This is a genomic window from Nesterenkonia sp. CL21 (genome assembly GCF_031705515.1).
Lineage (GTDB): Bacteria > Actinomycetota > Actinomycetes > Actinomycetales > Micrococcaceae > Nesterenkonia > Nesterenkonia aethiopica.
This window is the reverse complement of sequence record NZ_JAUTWR010000003.1, coordinates 231,507-246,831: the sequence shown is the minus strand read 5'-3', so window position 1 is coordinate 246,831 and position 15,325 is coordinate 231,507. Positions and strand designations below refer to the sequence as shown.

14 protein-coding genes are annotated in these 15,325 nt (G+C 68.5%); all 14 read left to right on the top strand.

The features are described from left to right. Positions 1-11 precede the first annotated feature (11 nt). The 14 genes from thrB (at position 12) to atpD (ending at position 15,312) form a co-directional block, all read left to right on the top strand. Positions 12-1,055 carry a homoserine kinase gene (gene thrB, locus Q7C18_RS07755; RefSeq protein ID WP_311024863.1) on the top strand — a complete coding sequence of 348 codons (1,044 nt, stop codon included), beginning with the start codon at positions 12-14 and terminating at the stop codon, positions 1,053-1,055. A 627-nt stretch (positions 1,056-1,682) separates the two neighbouring features. Beyond that, the gene (gene rho / locus Q7C18_RS07750; RefSeq protein WP_237089957.1) at positions 1,683-3,584 is read left to right on the top strand and encodes a transcription termination factor Rho; all 1,902 of its coding nucleotides are present in this window, start codon (positions 1,683-1,685) and stop codon (positions 3,582-3,584) included. 144 nt (positions 3,585-3,728) lie between these two features. Beyond that, entirely contained in the window at positions 3,729-4,814 is a 1,086-nt protein-coding gene (gene prfA, locus Q7C18_RS07745) for a peptide chain release factor 1 (protein ID WP_070162123.1), read from the top strand. Next, a complete protein-coding gene (gene prmC, locus Q7C18_RS07740; protein WP_311024862.1) occupies positions 4,811-5,740 on the top strand; it encodes a peptide chain release factor N(5)-glutamine methyltransferase in 930 nt (309 codons plus the stop codon). The genes prfA and prmC overlap by 4 nt, the downstream gene beginning before the upstream one ends. Further along, positions 5,737-6,429 (top strand): L-threonylcarbamoyladenylate synthase, encoded by a 693-nt coding sequence (locus tag Q7C18_RS07735; protein ID WP_311024861.1) that lies wholly within the window; start codon positions 5,737-5,739, stop codon positions 6,427-6,429. The genes prmC and Q7C18_RS07735 overlap by 4 nt, the downstream gene beginning before the upstream one ends. A 19-nt stretch (positions 6,430-6,448) precedes the next feature. Then, the gene (locus tag Q7C18_RS07730; RefSeq protein ID WP_311024860.1) at positions 6,449-7,603 is read left to right on the top strand and encodes an MraY family glycosyltransferase; all 1,155 of its coding nucleotides are present in this window, start codon (positions 6,449-6,451) and stop codon (positions 7,601-7,603) included. Beyond that, positions 7,600-8,034: a hypothetical protein gene (locus tag Q7C18_RS07725; RefSeq protein WP_311024859.1), complete on the top strand. Its 435-nt coding sequence runs from the start codon at positions 7,600-7,602 to the stop codon at positions 8,032-8,034. The genes Q7C18_RS07730 and Q7C18_RS07725 overlap by 4 nt, the downstream gene beginning before the upstream one ends. Before the next feature lie 314 nt (positions 8,035-8,348). Continuing rightward, positions 8,349-9,158 (top strand): F0F1 ATP synthase subunit A, encoded by an 810-nt coding sequence (gene atpB / locus Q7C18_RS07720; protein ID WP_170922575.1) that lies wholly within the window; start codon positions 8,349-8,351, stop codon positions 9,156-9,158. 191 nt (positions 9,159-9,349) lie between these two features. Further along, positions 9,350-9,553, top strand: coding sequence for an ATP synthase F0 subunit C (locus Q7C18_RS07715; RefSeq protein ID WP_070162116.1), 204 nt, complete (start codon positions 9,350-9,352; stop codon positions 9,551-9,553). Positions 9,554-9,637: 84 nt separating this feature from the next. Beyond that, the gene (locus Q7C18_RS07710) at positions 9,638-10,198 is read left to right on the top strand and encodes a F0F1 ATP synthase subunit B (protein ID WP_085437205.1); all 561 of its coding nucleotides are present in this window, start codon (positions 9,638-9,640) and stop codon (positions 10,196-10,198) included. Further along, positions 10,198-11,007: a F0F1 ATP synthase subunit delta gene (locus tag Q7C18_RS07705; protein ID WP_070162115.1), complete on the top strand. Its 810-nt coding sequence runs from the start codon at positions 10,198-10,200 to the stop codon at positions 11,005-11,007. The genes Q7C18_RS07710 and Q7C18_RS07705 overlap by 1 nt, the downstream gene beginning before the upstream one ends. 134 nt (positions 11,008-11,141) lie before the next feature. Next, positions 11,142-12,773 carry a F0F1 ATP synthase subunit alpha gene (gene atpA / locus Q7C18_RS07700; protein WP_070162112.1) on the top strand — a complete coding sequence of 544 codons (1,632 nt, stop codon included), beginning with the start codon at positions 11,142-11,144 and terminating at the stop codon, positions 12,771-12,773. A 112-nt stretch (positions 12,774-12,885) separates the two neighbouring features. Further along, the gene (locus tag Q7C18_RS07695; protein ID WP_311024858.1) at positions 12,886-13,779 is read left to right on the top strand and encodes a F0F1 ATP synthase subunit gamma; all 894 of its coding nucleotides are present in this window, start codon (positions 12,886-12,888) and stop codon (positions 13,777-13,779) included. A 75-nt stretch (positions 13,780-13,854) separates the two neighbouring features. After that, complete coding sequence (gene atpD, locus Q7C18_RS07690) at positions 13,855-15,312, top strand: F0F1 ATP synthase subunit beta (protein WP_070162110.1); 1,458 nt, start codon at positions 13,855-13,857, stop codon at positions 15,310-15,312. Positions 15,313-15,325 lie beyond the last annotated feature (13 nt).

Below are 15,325 nucleotides of genomic sequence, written 5' to 3'. Positions count from 1 at the left end.
AGCAGGAGAACATGGGCATCACATTGGGCCAGGGCTTCGGCGCCGCGGAGGCGCTCACCGGCGAGTCACGGTCAGCACAGCACCCGGGGTCGCCGGCGGCCCCGTTGACGGCGCCGTTGACGGCGCCGCGCAGCTTCCGCCTGCGTGTGCCCGCGACCTCCGCCAACCTGGGGCCCGGCTATGACTGCATGGGGCTCGCGCTCGATCTGCACGACATCATCGACGTCGTCGCGACTCCGCGCCGGGACGGGGACCGCCCGCAGGTCACCGTCAGTGTGGAGGGTGAGGGCGCGGCGACGCTGCCCCGCGACGCCACCCACCTGGTCGTTTCGCTCATCGAGAGGATCATGGCCCGACACGGCGTCGGGATGCCCGACCTCGAGGTGCGTGCGCACAACCACATTCCGCACAGTCGCGGCCTGGGCTCCTCGGCGGCGGCGGTGGCCTCCGCCGTCATCATCGCCGACGAGCTGCTCCCGGACGGGCTCACTGACGAGGAGAAGCTGCAGATCGGCTCCCGCGTCGAGGGGCACCCGGACAACTATGTGCCCGCCCTGCGCGGAGGAGTGGCCCTGTCCTGGCAGGAGGGGGACCGGTTCCACACCGTACCTCTGATCCCGCACGAGGAGCTGCGCACCGTCCTGGCCGTGCCCGACGTCGAACAGTCGACCGCCGAGGCCCGGGGTGTGCTGCCGGAGGTCGTGCTGCATGCCGATGCCGCGGCGAACTCCGCCCGCACCGGACTGCTGGTCCATGCGCTCACCTCCGCTCCAGAGCTGCTGCTCGCGGCCACCTGCGACCGTCTGCACCAGGAGCAGCGGCGTGCCGCCCTCGCACCGTCCATGGCCCTGGTGGACTCGCTCCGGGAGGCCGGTCACGCCGCCGTGATCTCCGGAGCCGGGCCCTCGGTGCTGGTGCTGGCGGCCGGGGACTCTGCGGCGCGCGCGGCCCGGTCGCACATCGCGGACCATGCCGCCAGGACGGACGACATGTGGACCCCGGCGATCCTGCCGATCAGCCGCGCAGGTGCTACAGTGGAGGAGTACCCGCGGTGATCACCGCGGTGTGCCCCACGGCAGCAGGCCATGCGACGATCGGTCGCATGCGGCTCTCCCGTGCACGGCGCCCCGCATCGTCACCAGGCCATCATCACCGGTCCTGGAGACGATCACCGCACTTCTTCCGCGCGAGTCGCCTTCTTCTCTGTGCGCATCATGTCCAGACTCCGGGTTTCGGCTCGGAGTGGGACGCGTCTCGCGATGTCATCATGACGTTCCGAAGATCCCAGAGAGGGTCTCTCTCGACTGTGGACGTGCGGAAGAGGACGAACAGACCGACGGCCATCTGACGAGCCGTTGAAGACACGATGCAGGACGACGACGTCGGAACGCGCCCCGAGCAGAGCTGATCTGCCCCGGTTCGCTCCGCGTCGCTCCTGCCTGACGAGGGGGAAGGAATCCTTCGTGACAGACACCACCGCTGAGACCACTCAGGCTCAGGGAGCCGAGACCGCCGTGACCGGCGGCTCGACACAGACCACCGCCGCAGCGGCCGAGGGATCGGCGCCCGCGGAGAAGAAGACGACCCGTCGTCGGGCCACGGCCCCTAAGGCGGCCCCCAAGACGGCGGACCAGGCTCCGGACCAGGCTCCGGCCTCCGGCGACGACGGCAAGGGAGGCGGGCTGGCCGGTCTGAAGCTCGCCCAGCTGCAGGCGCTGGCCCAGCAGCTCGGCATCACGGGCAGCTCGCGGATGCGCAAATCCGCGCTGGTCGAGGCGATCTCGGCCCATCAGCGCGGCGGCGCCGTCGCCGACCGGGAGGATCGCGCCAAGAAGGACGCCGGCAAGGACACAGACAAGAGCTCCGGCAAGGGCTCCGAGAAGCCTGCCGAGAAGGGCGCTGGCCAGGACACGGCCCAGGGCTCGGAGAAGGGCTCGGAGAAGTCTGAGAAGCAGGGTGGCCGCGGCGGACGCAACGGCCGTGCCGACTCGGATGCCCGCGGCAGCTCGAAGTCCCAGGACAAGGGCCAGGACAAGGGCCAGGACAAGGCTCAGGCGAAGGGCCAGGGTACCGACGCGCAGGACCAGCAGAAGCAGGACCAGCAGAAGGGCCGCGGGCGACGCGGCGACGACCAGTCCCAGAAGGGCGGTCAGGACGGCCAACGTGACCGCCAGAAGGGCGGCCGGGACGGCCAGAAGGACGGTCAGCGCGACCAGAAGGACGGTCAGCGCGGCGGTCAGAAGTCCCAGGACGAAGGGCGCGGCGGCCGCGATGGTGGTCGCGACGGCGGTCGTGACGGCCGCGATGGTCGAGACGGTCGCGATGGCGACGGCGGTCGGCGCAACCGTCGCAACCGCAACCGCAACGAGCGCGGGAACCGTCGCCGCGGACGGGGCAACCCGGAGGTCGATGACACCGAGGTCACCGAGGATGACGTCCTGGTGCCGGTCGCCGGCATCCTGGACGTCCTGGACAACTACGCGTTCATCCGGACCTCCGGCTACCTGCCGGGCCAGAACGACGTCTATGTCTCGCTGGCGCAGGTCAAGCGGTACAACCTGCGCAAGGGTGACGCCGTGCACGGCAGCATCCGGGCGCCGCGGGAGGGCGAGAACCAGAACAAGCGTCAGAAGTTCAACGCGCTGGTGAAGCTGGAGGCGGTCAACGGCCGTCCCGCGGAGGCGAACACCGACCGCGTCGACTTCACCAAGCTGGTGCCCCTGTACCCGCAGGAGCGGCTGCGCCTGGAGGGCGACCCGAAGCTGGTCGGTCCCCGGGTGATCGACCTGATCGCCCCCATCGGCAAGGGCCAGCGCGGCCTCATCGTCTCCCCGCCCAAGGCCGGCAAGACGATGATCCTGCAGTCCCTGGCCAAGGCGATCAAGACGAACAACCCTGAGGTCCACCTCATGATGGTGCTCGTCGACGAGCGCCCCGAGGAGGTCACCGATATGCAGCGCACGGTCGACGGCGAGGTCATCGCCTCGACGTTCGACCGTCCGGCCGACGATCACACCACCGTCGCGGAGCTCGCCATCGAGCGTGCCAAGCGGCTCGTGGAGCTGGGCAAGGACGTCGTCGTGCTGCTGGATTCGATGACCCGTCTGGGCCGCGCCTACAACACCGCGGCCCCGGCGTCCGGCCGGATCCTCTCCGGCGGTGTGGACGCCAACGCCCTCTACCCGCCGAAGCGCTTCTTCGGTGCGGCGCGCAACATCGAGAACGGCGGATCCCTCACGATCCTCGCGACCGCCTTGGTCGAGACCGGATCCAAGATGGACGAGGTCATCTTCGAGGAGTTCAAGGGCACCGGCAACATGGAGCTGCGCCTGTCGCGGTACCTGGCCGACCGCCGCATCTTCCCGGCCGTGGACGTCAACGCGTCCTCGACCCGCCGCGAGGAGAACCTGCTCTCTCCCGACGAGATCAAGATCATGTGGAAGCTGCGCCGTGTCCTCTCGGGCCTGGAGCAGCAGCAGGGCCTGGAGCTGCTGATCAACAAGCTCAAGGAGACCGGTTCGAACGCCGAGTTCCTCATGCTGGCCAACAAGACCACGCTGGGGGACAAGAACAAGAAGGACTAGCGTCCCGACGTCGAACGACGGCGCCGGGAGAGGGCGCGCAGCCCTCTCCCGGCGCCGTCGTCGCATCATGTCCCACGTTCCTGTCGACCCGCAGCAGAAGGCCTTCACCCCATGGCAGCCCCAGACCCCTCTCTCGAGAAGCGCATGTTCGACTCCGTCGACACCCTGTTGGCGGAGCATGTCGAGCTGCAGACGCGGCTCTCGGACCCTGACGTGCACGCCGATCAGGCGCTGGCGCGGCGGCTGGGCCGTCGCTACGCCCGGCTCAACGGCGTCGTCGAGGCCCATCGACGCTGGTCCAGACTCACCGAGGACCTCGACGCCGCCCGGGAGCTGGCGGAGGAGGACTCGGACTTCGCGGAGGAGGCGGAGCAGCTGCGCCTCCAGCTCGACGCCGCGGCGGACCGTCTGCTGCGCATGCTCATCCCACGGGACGAGAACGACGCCCGAGACGTGATCATCGAGGTCAAGGGCGGCGCCGGCGGCGACGAGGCGGCGCTCTTCGCAGGGGATCTGCTGCGGATGTACACCCGCTACGCCGAGTCGAAGGGGTGGAAGACCGAGATCATCTCCTCGACGCCCTCCGACCTGGGCGGATACAAGGACGTCCAGATGTCCGTCCGTGCCGGTGCGACCGACCCGGCCCAGGGGGTCTATGCGCACCTGAAGTTCGAGGGCGGGGTGCACCGCGTCCAGCGCGTCCCCGAGACCGAGTCCCAGGGTCGCATCCACACCTCGGCCGCCGGGGTCCTGGTGCTGCCCGAGGTGGACGAGCCCGAAGAGATCGAGATCCACCAGAACGATCTCAAGATCGACGTCTATCGGTCGTCGGGGCCCGGCGGACAGAGCGTCAACACCACCGACTCGGCGGTCCGCATCACCCATCTGCCCACCGGAATCGTCGTGGCGATGCAGAACGAGAAGTCGCAGCTGCAGAACAAGGACGCCGCCATGCGGGTCCTCCGGTCGCGGCTGCTCGCCCACCAGCAGGAGCAGATCGACGCCGAGAACGCGCAGGCGCGGAAGTCCCAGGTCAGGACGATGGACCGGTCGGAACGCATCCGGACCTACAACTACCCGGAGAACCGCGTCGCCGATCACCGCACCGGATATAAGGCGTACAACCTCGACGCGGTCATGGACGGCGACCTCGAGGCCGTCGTCCAGTCCTGCATCCAGCTCGATGAACAGGAGCGCCTGTCCGCACTGGCGGAGGGTCACGGGGCATGACCGCCGAGGTCTCTCCGACGCAGGTGTCCCTGGAGGACCTCCTGCGGGACGCCGTGGGGCGGCTCCGCGACGCTGGGGTGCCGTCTGCCCGAGTGGACGCCGAGATCCTGCTGGCCCATGTGCTCGGCGAGAGCCGTGGCCGCGCCGCCGCCCTGGCGCTGGCCGGGCGTCGGGCGGATCCCGAGACGGCAGAACGGCTGCGGTCCCTGGTGGACGAACGCGCCCGGCGGGTCCCTCTGCAGCATCTCACCGGCCTCGCTCCCTTCCGCGGACTGGAGCTGCGGATCGGCCCTGGCGTCTTCATCCCCCGTCCGGAGACCGAACAGGTCGCCCAGGCGGCGTTGGACCACCTGCAGTGCGTCAGGGTCTCCCGGCCCCGGGTCATCGACCTGGGCACCGGCTCGGGGGCGCTGGCGGCCGCCATCGCGGCCGAGCATCCCGCTGCAGAGGTCCACGCGGTGGAGCTCAGCGAGCAGGCGGCGGCCTGGGCGCGGGTGAACCTCGAGCCGCACGGGGTCACCCTGCATCGGCAGGACCTGCGCGAGGTGCCGGCAGAATGGGAGGCCACCTTCGACGTCGTGGTCTCCAACCCGCCCTACATCCCGCCGGGGATGGTGCCCACGGAGGTGGAGGTGCGGGAGCATGATCCGGAGCTGGCCCTCTACGGCGGGGGCCCCGACGGCCTGCAGGTGCCGTGGGCGGTGGTGGACAGTGCCGCGGCTCTGCTGTCCGCCGGCGGCTGGATGATCATGGAGCATGCCGAAGTGCAGGCTGCGACGATCGCGGCGCGGTTGGCCGAGGATCCACGGTTCGCCCAGGTGCGCACCCACCAGGACCTGACCGGACGGGACCGCGCCACGAGTGCTGTGCGCACGGACACAGCTGCTCGCCCGAGTCCGTTCGACGCCATAGACATGGGAGAATGACGCGCGTGACCCAGATTGTCGACTGTCATGAACTCGATGCCCGTTCCGCAGGGATCGCCGCGGCCACGGAGGCCGTGCGGCGCGGAGAGTGCGTGGTCATCCCCACCGACACGGTCTATGGGATCGGTGTGGACGCCTTCTCCCCGCAGGCGGTGAGCATCCTGCTGGCGGCCAAGGGCCGCAACAGGACCATGCCGCCCCCGGTGCTGATCGGGCGACAGGCGGTCATGGACGCCCTCGCCGATGAGGTGCCGGAGGCCGCCCGCAGCCTGGCAGAGGCCTTCTGGCCCGGCGCGCTGACACTGATCCTGCAGGCCCAGCCGTCCCTCGCCTGGGACCTGGGGGAGACGCGGGGAACTGTGGCGCTGCGCATGCCTGCCGACGACCTCGCCCTGGAGCTGCTGAACCAGACCGGCCCGATGGCGGTCTCCTCGGCCAACCGCACCGGACTGCCCGCCGCCACGGAGGTCGCCCAGGCCCGCGAGATGCTCGGTGAGGCCGTCAGCGTGTATCTCGACGACGGCGTCCGGGACACCACCAGCCCGTCCACGATCGTGGACTGCACCGTGGAGCCGCCTCGAGTGGTCCGGGACGGGGCGATCAGCCTCGCCGAGCTGCGGGCCGTCGTGCCGGATGTGGCGTCGGACGTGGCTGGCGACGCTGCGGGCGACGCCGTGGACGAGGGCTGAACGGCCGACTGACCGCCCCATGATCTATTTCCTCATCGTGCTCACCATCTCAGCGGTGGTGACCTACGCGATCACGCCCCTGGTCCGCCACGTGGCGCTGACCCTCGGGGTGTACACCCCTGTCCGCGCGCGGGACATGCACCGTCAGACCCTGCCCCGCTGGGGCGGGGCAGGGATGTTCGTCGGCATGGTGGTGGGCCTGGCGACGGCCGCAGCGGTCCCGTACCTCAGCGGGATCTTCGCGGATCTGACCCCGGTGCGCGGAGTCTTCGCCGCTATGGTGCTGATCCTCATCGTGGGCATGGCGGATGATGCCTGGGACATCCACTGGTTCTTGAAGCTCCTCGGGCAGATCGGTGCCGGCGTGCTGCTCGTCGTGCACGGCGTGCGGCTCGAGGTCATGCCCGTGGGCTGGCTGGGCGTGGGGGACGTCCCCGTGCAGTCGGCGCTCACAGTGTTCCTCGTGGTGCTGACCATCAACGCCTTCAACTTCATCGACGGGCTGGACGGGCTGGCCGCCGGCGTGGCTGCGATCGGCGGCAGCGCCTTCTTCATCTACAGCTACCTGCTGACGCTGTCGATCAACGCCTTCGACGCCTCCAACCTGGTGACCCTGCTCATGGCGGTGATGGTCGGCGCATGCCTGGGCTTCCTGCCGCACAACTTCCATCCGGCCCGCATCATCATGGGGGACACCGGGGCCATGCTGCTGGGGCTGGTCATGGCCGCCGGTGCGGTCGCGGTCACCTCCGACGTCGGCCAGCTCACCGAAGGCTGGCGCTTCCGGAACGTGCCCGCCTACATGCCCGTGCTGCTGCCTCTGGCGGTGACCCTGCTGCCGCTGCTGGATCTGGCCCTGGCGGTGATCCGGCGCACCGCCCGAGGAGCCTCGCCGTTCAGCCCGGACCGGGGCCATCTGCACCACAAGCTGGTCGACGGCGGCTACTCCCATCCCCAGGCGGTGCTGCTGCTGTACCTGTGGTCCGGTCTCTTCGCCTTCGGCGCCGTCTCCTTCAGCTTCCTGCCCTGGTGGTTCGTGAGCCTGAGCATGTTCGTCTCCCTCGGGGGAGCCACAGCGTTGACGCTGTGGCCGTCCCTGCGCCGCCGGGCCCGGCGGCTGAATCGTCAGGCGGCCGAACGCGCACTGCGCGCCCGACGCGAGGGCTCGGCATGAGCGGGCGGATCTTCCCCCGTGCCACCGGCTGGCGCCGCGTGCTGTGGCTCGCCCTGACCACCGGCGGGGCGATGACGGTGGCCGCCGTCCTGCTGGCGTTGGCGGTGGCCGGCGTCGACGCCGGGATGAGCGCCGCACTGGGCGGTTCGATGGTGCTGGTCCTCTCGGCGGTGAGCCTCGTGCTGGTCGACGTGGCCGAGCGGGTCATGCCCAGCCAGGCCATCACAGCCTTCATGCTCGGCTTCGCCCTGAAGCTGGCGGTGCTCGCCGTGGTCCTCTCCTCGGTGACGGCCCCTGGGTGGGTGCTGCCGGGGTGGACCGTGGGGGCGGCGGCCGCCGTCGTCATCGCCTGGCAGTCCGGCGAGATCGCCGCCTTCCTGCGCCTGCGCACGCCGATCGACCCGGAGAGTGGCAGGAACGGCTCCGGCTGACGTCTGACGTCATCGACGAGCAGTTTTCTACACGGCGTAGTACAGTGGACTCCGGTGTGAGAGGCATGCCGTGAGTCACGTCGGTCTTTGATAAGCTTGCCAAGGGCCGCATCACGGTGATGGATTCTGTCCATCCACCGCTCCACAGCTTGACCTTGCTCTGAGGTTGAGGGATGTCTCTGTGTGCTTGTCACCGGAGAGAATCCGCCGATTGCGCCTAGAACGACGTAGAGACGGAGACCCTCCGGCTCGATCCATGCCCGGGGCTTCTGGCCCCTTGTGCCCGATGACGGACACCGCAGAGAGGACCAGCGTTGCATTCGCTTGCGCTCGCAGCCGACGACGAGGGTGGTTTCGCCCCGCCCACCATCAGTGAGACCCACCTCCCCGAGATCTTCCCGTGGATGGCGGAATGGGGGAGCGGCTTCGGCAAGAACATGCTGATGGTCGTCCTGGCCGTGCTGGCCATCTGGTGGTTCTTCTCCTTCGCCATCCGCAAGCAGGCGCTCGTGCCGTCACGACTGCAGTTCGTCGCCGAAGGCGGCTATGCCTTCGCGAGGAACACCCTCGGACGGGACATCCTCGGCGAGAAGCACTTCAAGCCCTGGGTCCCGTTCCTGTTCACGGTGTTCTTCTTCGTCCTGTTCAACAACCTGTTCGGAGCCATTCCGTTCCTGCAGATGCCGACCTTCTCCCACGCGGGGTCGGCCTACGCGATCGCGGCGATCATCTGGGTCACCTGGATCTTCATGGGCTTCAAGCTCCACGGAGGCCGCTTCCTCAAGCTGATGACGGTGCCCTCGGGCGTGCCGAAGTGGCTGCTTCCGCTGCTCATCCCGATCGAGTTCCTCTCCAACTTCCTCATCCGCCCGCTGACGCATTCGCTGCGAATCATGGCCGTCATGCTCGCCGGCCACATCATCGTGATGCTCGCCGGTTCAGGTGCGGAGTTCCTCATCGCGCAGCAGGAGGGCATCGGCAATGCCAGCCTCGGCGTCCTGATCCTGCTGGGCTCCATTCCGCTCTACTTCCTCGAGATCATCATGATGGTCCTGCAGGCCTTCGTCTTCGCGCTGCTGACCGCCATCTACATCCAAGGCTCCATCGAGGCCGACGCCCACTGAGCGGAGGCCCTTCCCGAGCGCTCCGGTCTTGCGCCGAGGCGACCGGGAAGGCTACAGACAACTTCACACACCGGGCGCCGCGAGCGTCCGCCGAAGAGAACGAACGTCCGACCGGCTGCGCCGGACGGGCGGACACACAGAGACAGTCCCGGTGAGACGCACCGGGATCGAGACAGAAAGAGAGAAACTCCATGGATGGATCCCTGAACATGCTCGGCATGGGCATCGCCGGCCTCGGTGCTGCCATCGCCATCGGTCTGGTCTTCGCCGCCTACATCAACGGTGTGGCCCGCCAGCCCGAGGCGCAGCGCGTGCTGCAGCCGATCGCCATCCTCGGCTTCGCCCTGGCAGAGGCGGTCTTCGTCCTCGCCATCGTCTTCGCCTTCGTGCTCTGAGGCGGGTCAGAGGCAATCCGTGAACGGGGCGCAGCGGCGCTGGGCCCCCTCCAGACCGTCTGACTAGTGAAAATGGGTGAACACATGATCAGCACTTCACTGATCCAGGCAGCCGCCGAGGACGCCAACCCTCTGGTGCCCAACCTGTGGGAGACGCTCGTCGTCATCCTGGGCTTCCTGGTGCTGCTGTTCGTCGTGGTGAAGTTCATCGCTCCGGCCTTCGAGAAGGCCTACCAGGATCGTCGCAACGCGATCGAGGGCGGCCTGAGCCAGGCCGAGGAGGCCAAGGCCGAGGCCGAGGCGATGAAGGCCGAGTACGAGCAGAACCTGGCGGACTCCCGCGCCGAGGCCAGTCGCATCCGCGAGGAGGCCCGCGCCGAGGGTGCCCAGATCGTCGCTGAGCACAAGGAGAAGGCGGCCGCCGAGGCAGCACGCATCACCGAGCAGGCTCAGCAGCAGATCGCCGCCGAGCGCCAGCAGGCCGCGGTGACGCTGCGCCAGGACGTCGGCACGCTGGCCACACAGCTCGCGAGCCGGATCGTCGGCGAGGCGCTGGAGGACGACGCCCGTTCGCAGCGCGTGGTCGACCGCTTCCTGGCCGACCTCGACGCTGAGCAGTCGAACAGGACAGGAGCGGCACAGTAATGGCTGCGGTGACCGGTGAATCCCTCGCCACCCTGCAGGAACAGCTGTCGGAGACTCTCGCGGCCAGCGAACTTCCCGTGGCGGATGAGCTGTTCGGCGCGCTCGACGTGTTGGACTCTTCGGCGGGTCTGCGCCGCAGCCTGACCGACCCTGCCCGTGAGGCGCAGGAGCGGGCAGGCGTCGTGCGCGGCCTCTTCGGAGCCAAGGCGCGTCCGGCCACAGTGACGGTCCTCGAGGCGATCGCCTCGCAGCGCTGGAGCCGGGAGCGTGACCTCGGCGACGCGGTGGAGCGCCTGGCGGTGGCCGTCGTGGCCGCGCAGGCCGAGAAGGACGGGCTGCGGGGCCTCGAGTCGCTGGAGTCGGAGCTGCTGGCGTTCCGCCGGGCGGTGCTGTCCTCCCACGAGGTCCAGCGGGCGCTGACGGACAGCCAGGCTCCGGCCGAGTCGAAGCAGAAGCTGGCGGCGCGCCTCTCACCGGAGGCCGGCGCCGAGGCCCGCCTGCTCATCGACCGCGCGGTCTCGACTCCTCGCGGACTCCGGCCGGAGGCGCTCGTCGAGCGTTTCGCCGAGCGCATCGCGGCACGTCAGCAGCGTTGGATCGCCCAGGTCACCGTCGCCAAGGAGCTCGACGCCGCCCACCGGCAGCGTCTGAGCGCCAGCCTCGACCGGTACTTCGGCCGAGAGCTCAGGCTCGACGTCGTCGTCGACCCCTCCGTTGTCGGTGGGATCCGGGTGCAGGTCGGTGACGAGGTGGTGGACTCCACGGTCGCCACCCGACTCAACGACCTCCACCGGAGGCTCGCCGGCTGATCCGGGCGACCCGGAGCAGCGCACGCGTCTCGCAGCGCCGTTGACATCCAGCGCTGATGGCGCTGACATACACGTGAATCTTTGAACCAGACGGCCGCAGCTGCGGCCACGACACAGGAGAGCAGGGACTGCAGATGGCCGACTTGACCATCAACGCCGACGACGTCCGCAATGCTTTGAACGAGTTCGCAGCGTCCTACGACCCGGGGCGCACCGAGCGCGTCGAGGTCGGACGGGTGATCTCGGCGGCCGACGGCATCGCCCGCGTCGAGGGACTTCCCTCGACCATGGCGAACGAACTTCTCCGCTTCGAGGACGGGACCCTGGGCCTGGCCCAGAACCTGGACACCCGTGAGATCGGTGTCGTCATCCTCGGCGAGTTCTCCGGGATCGAGGAGGGTCAGGAGGTGCACCGCACCGGCGAGGTCCTCTCGGTGCCGGTGGGCGACAACTTCCTGGGTCGCGTCGTCGACCCGCTGGGCCAGCCGATCGACGACCTCGGCGCCATCGAGCCCGAAGGCCGCCGTGCCCTGGAGCTCCAGGCGCCGTCGGTGGTGCAGCGCAAGTCGGTGCATGAGCCGCTGCAGACCGGCATCAAGGGCATCGACGCCATGATCCCGATCGGCCGCGGCCAGCGTCAGCTGATCATCGGCGACCGCCAGACGGGCAAGACGGCCATCGCGATCGACGCGATCCTGAACCAGAAGGCCAACTGGGAGTCCGGCGACGTCGACAAGCAGGTGCGTTGCATCTACGTGGCCGTCGGACAGAAGGCCTCGACCATTGCGGCGGTGCGCCAGACCCTTGAGGAGCAGGGCGCTCTGGAGTACACCACCATCGTGGCCTCCCCGGCCTCGGACCCGGCGGGCTTCAAGTATCTGGCGCCCTTCGCCGGCTCGGCCATCGGCCAGCACTGGATGTACGGCGGCAAGCACGTGCTCATCGTCTTCGACGACCTCTCCAAGCAGGCCGAGGCCTACCGTGCTGTCTCGCTGCTGCTGCGCCGCCCGCCGGGACGCGAGGCTTTCCCGGGCGACGTGTTCTACCTGCACTCCCGCCTGCTGGAGCGCTGCGCCAAGCTCTCCGACGAGATGGGCGCGGGCTCCATGACGGGCCTGCCGATCGTCGAGACCAAGGCGAACGACGTCTCCGCCTACATCCCGACCAACGTCATCTCCATCACCGACGGTCAGATCTTCCTGCAGTCGGACCTCTTCAACGCCAACCAGCGCCCCGCGGTCGACGTCGGCATCTCGGTGTCCCGCGTCGGTGGTGCCGCGCAGGTCAAGGCGATGAAGAAGGTGGCCGGCACGCTGAAGCTGGACCTGGCCCAGTACCGCGACATGCAGGCCTTCGCGATGTTCGCCTCGGACCTGGACCCGGCCACGCGTCAGCAGCTGGTCCGCGGTGAGCGTCAGATGGAGCTGCTCAAGCAGCCGCAGTACACCCCGTACCCGGTCGAGGAGCAGGTCGTCTCCATCTGGGCCGGTTCGAAGGGCCACCTGGACGACGTCGAGATCAACGACGTCGGGCGCTTCGAGCAGGACTGGATCGAGCACCTGCGCCGCAAGACCTCCGTGCTGACCAACATCGCGGCCTCCGGCAAGCTCGAGGACGACACCGTCGCCGCGCTGGAAGAGGCGATCGTCGACTTCAAGCGTTCTTTCCACGCGGAGGGGCCGCAGTCGATCGTCGGCAACGAGCAGGCCGAGGCGCTGTCCGCGGACGATATCGCTCAGGAAGAGATCGTCGCTCAGGACCGCTGAGTCGAGCTGACTCCGACCCCAGCCGCCGACGTCGCCGAGCCTCCGGGCCCGACAACGACCCACCGCTCAGCGACGTCGGCGCTGGAGCCGACCACTTCAGGGAAGGACAAGCATGGGAGCCCAGATCCGGGTCTACCGTCAGAAGATCGCATCGACGTCGTCGATGAAGAAGATCTTCAAGGCGATGGAGCTGATCGCGACCTCGCGGATCGGCAAGGCCCGCCAGCGTGTGCAGGCCTCGCTGCCGTATTCGGAGGCCATCACCCGAGCAGTCTCGGCCGTGGCCTCGCAGGACGACATCGAGCACGTGCTCACGCAGAAGTCGGAGAACCCGACCCGCGCGGCCGTGCTCATCATGACCTCTGACCGCGGCCTCGCCGGCGCCTACTCCACCAATGTGCTCAAGCGCGCGGAGTCGCTCGTCGCTTACCTCCGTGAGGAGGGCAAGGAGGTGCGTCCGTACCTCTACGGCCGCAAGGCTCAGGCGTACTACGACTTCCGTGAGCGGGAGTACGACCAGGTCTGGACCGGCGGAACTGACTCTCCGTCCGTGGAGACGGCCCGGGAGATCGGCGACGCGCTGATCGAACGGTTCGTCCAGGACTCCGCCGACGGCGGGGTCGACGAGCTGTACCTGGTCTACACCGAGTTCAAGTCGATGATCAGCCAGGAGCCGGTGGTCCACCGCATGCTGCCGCTGGCCGTCGTGGAGAAGGAGGTCGAGTCCGAGGACGAGATGCTGCCGCTCTACGAGTTCGAGCCGAACCCGGCCGAGGTGCTGGACGCCCTGCTGCCGCGTTACGTCGAATCGCGCATCTACTCGGCCATGCTCGAGGCCGCGGCCTCCGAGCTGGCGGCCCGTCAGCGGGCGATGAAGTCCGCTGCGGACAACGCCGACGAGCTGATCCGCAAGTACACGCTGCTGCGCAACAATGCCCGCCAGGCCGAGATCACCCAGGAGCTCACCGAGCTCATCGCCGGTGCCGACGCTCTGTCCGCGAGCTGACCGCCACGGGACGGCCGCGACGGCCTCCTGAACAGACCGCTTTGACATCATCCAACATCAAGTGAAGTGAGAGAGATGACTGCCAGTACTGCAGAACAGTCCGCCGTGGCCGTTCCGTCGGGTGCGATCGGTCGTATCGCCCGGGTCATCGGCCCGGTCGTCGACATCGAGTTCCCGGCGGACGGCATGCCGGAGATCTACAACGCGCTGACCACCGAGGTGACCCTCGGCGGCGAGACGAAGAAGATCACCTTCGAGACCGCCCAGCACCTCGGGGACAACCTCGTGCGCGCCATCTCCATGCAGGGTGCTGACGGCCTGGTCCGCGGCCTCCCGGTGCAGGACACCGGCGCCGCGATCTCCGTGCCGGTCGGCGATTCCGTCAAGGGCCACATCTTCAACGTCCTGGGGGAGACCCTGGACATGCCGACCTCCGAGCTCGAGGTGGAGGACCGCTGGCCGATCCACCGCCAGGCCCCGAACTTCGCGGCGCTGGAAGGCTCCACCGAGATGCTGGAGACCGGCATCAAGGTGATCGACCTGCTGACCCCCTACATCCAGGGCGGCAAGATCGGCCTCTTCGGCGGTGCCGGCGTGGGCAAGACGGTCCTCATCCAGGAGATGATCACCCGTGTGGCCCGCAACTTCGGCGGCACCTCCGTGTTCGCCGGCGTCGGCGAGCGCACCCGTGAGGGCAACGACCTCTGGGTGGAGATGGAAGAGGCCGGAGTGCTCAAGGACACCGCCCTGGTGTTCGGCCAGATGGACGAGCCGCCGGGCACGCGTCTGCGCGTGGCCCTGTCGGCGCTGACGATGGCGGAGTACTTCCGTGACGTGAAGAACCAGGACGTGCTGCTCTTCATCGACAACATCTTCCGCTTCTCCCAGGCCGGCATGGAGGTCTCCACCCTGCTGGGCCGCATGCCCTCCGCCGTGGGCTACCAGCCGAACCTGGCCGACGAGATGGGTGTGCTCCAGGAGCGCATCACCTCGACCCGCGGCCACTCCATCACCTCGATGCAGGCCGTCTACGTCCCCGCCGACGACTACACCGACCCGGCGCCGGCGAACGTGTTCGCCCACCTGGACGCGACCACCGAGCTCTCGCGTGCGATCGCCTCGCGTGGTCTGTACCCGGCGGTGGACCCGCTGACGTCGACCTCCCGCATCCTGGACCCGCAGTACATCGGCCGGGAGCACTATGACACCGCGACGCGTGTGAAGCAGATCCTGCAGAAGAACAAGGAGCTGCAGGACATCATCGCGATCCTCGGTGTCGACGAGCTCTCCGAAGAGGACAAGATCGTCGTCTCGCGTGCCCGCCGCATCGAGCAGTTCCTGTCCCAGAACACCTACACCGCGGTGCAGTTCACCGGTGTGGAGGGGTCGACGGTGCCGATCAAGGACACCATCGAGGGCTTCAACGCGATCTGCAACGGCGACCTCGACCACATCCCGGAGCAGGCGTTCTACAACGTCGGCGGCCTGGACGACGTCGAGCAGAAGTACGCCGAGATCCAGAAGAACTCCTGAGTCTGTCGACTCA

What these genes read in the sequence shown, in the direction of transcription:
- thrB (WP_311024863.1), top strand. Translation starts at nt 12, where the DNA reads ATGGGCATCACATTGGGCCAGGGCTTCGGCGCCGCGGAGGCGCTCACC.
- prfA (WP_070162123.1), top strand. Translation starts at nt 3,729, where the DNA reads ATGTTCGACTCCGTCGACACCCTGTTGGCGGAGCATGTCGAGCTGCAG.
- prmC (WP_311024862.1), top strand. Translation starts at nt 4,811, where the DNA reads ATGACCGCCGAGGTCTCTCCGACGCAGGTGTCCCTGGAGGACCTCCTG.
- Q7C18_RS07735 (WP_311024861.1), top strand. Translation starts at nt 5,737, where the DNA reads ATGACGCGCGTGACCCAGATTGTCGACTGTCATGAACTCGATGCCCGT.
- Q7C18_RS07730 (WP_311024860.1), top strand. Translation starts at nt 6,449, where the DNA reads ATGATCTATTTCCTCATCGTGCTCACCATCTCAGCGGTGGTGACCTAC.
- Q7C18_RS07725 (WP_311024859.1), top strand. Translation starts at nt 7,600, where the DNA reads ATGAGCGGGCGGATCTTCCCCCGTGCCACCGGCTGGCGCCGCGTGCTG.
- Q7C18_RS07715 (WP_070162116.1), top strand. Translation starts at nt 9,350, where the DNA reads ATGGATGGATCCCTGAACATGCTCGGCATGGGCATCGCCGGCCTCGGT.
- Q7C18_RS07710 (WP_085437205.1), top strand. Translation starts at nt 9,638, where the DNA reads ATGATCAGCACTTCACTGATCCAGGCAGCCGCCGAGGACGCCAACCCT.
- Q7C18_RS07705 (WP_070162115.1), top strand. Translation starts at nt 10,198, where the DNA reads ATGGCTGCGGTGACCGGTGAATCCCTCGCCACCCTGCAGGAACAGCTG.
- atpA (WP_070162112.1), top strand. Translation starts at nt 11,142, where the DNA reads ATGGCCGACTTGACCATCAACGCCGACGACGTCCGCAATGCTTTGAAC.
- Q7C18_RS07695 (WP_311024858.1), top strand. Translation starts at nt 12,886, where the DNA reads ATGGGAGCCCAGATCCGGGTCTACCGTCAGAAGATCGCATCGACGTCG.
- atpD (WP_070162110.1), top strand. Translation starts at nt 13,855, where the DNA reads ATGACTGCCAGTACTGCAGAACAGTCCGCCGTGGCCGTTCCGTCGGGT.